Origin of the sequence: Cylindrospermopsis sp. CR12 (assembly GCF_001432185.1) — a bacterium.
Taxonomy (GTDB): Bacteria; Cyanobacteriota; Cyanobacteriia; order Cyanobacteriales; family Nostocaceae; genus Raphidiopsis; species Raphidiopsis raciborskii.
Map to the genome: position 1 here is coordinate 1 of NZ_LMVE01000004.1, position 495 is coordinate 495.

Genomic DNA, 495 nt, shown 5'->3' on the forward strand with positions numbered 1-495 from the left:
GGTCTCCAGGAGGGTCTCCAGAAACTGGTGATTCGCCAACTAACTCGGCGACTGGGGGAGTTGTCGGAGCAACGTGTGGGACAGATCCGGCAATTGTCAGTACCTCAATTAGAAGCAATGGGTGAATCTTTACTGGATTTTAGACAGATTTCTGATTTAGAAGCGTGGTTAAAAGACGCAGAAAAATCCAATGATCTAAAACCACAAGTTGATATCCAAAATGGCAATCAACTGGATGTGTAATCGGTTACAGTGTCTACAACGAGCGATTGCGAAGCACTCCCTACGGGATCTCTACTTTGCGATCGCCCTTTATAAAATATAAGCCAAACCATAGGGTGCAGAGCTTTGACGGTCTACAGGATCTCAGTTCGTACCAATCAGACTCACCCACAGCTACGAGAGTCGAGTGGCGGGAGTTTTCTGTCTCAATTGTAACCTACAATCACTATAATCACCCACGGTAAAACTAGTCGGTTAAAACCGACTTGAGCT

Annotated in this window: 1 protein-coding gene; it reads left to right on the forward strand. The window is 45.7% G+C overall.

Features of this window, described 5'->3' with window-relative positions; all coding sequences use genetic code 11:
• On the forward strand, positions 1-243 hold a 243-nt coding region (locus ASL19_RS00330; protein ID WP_235528884.1), incomplete at its 5' end, for a DUF4351 domain-containing protein.
• Positions 244-495: the final 252 nt, after the last annotated feature.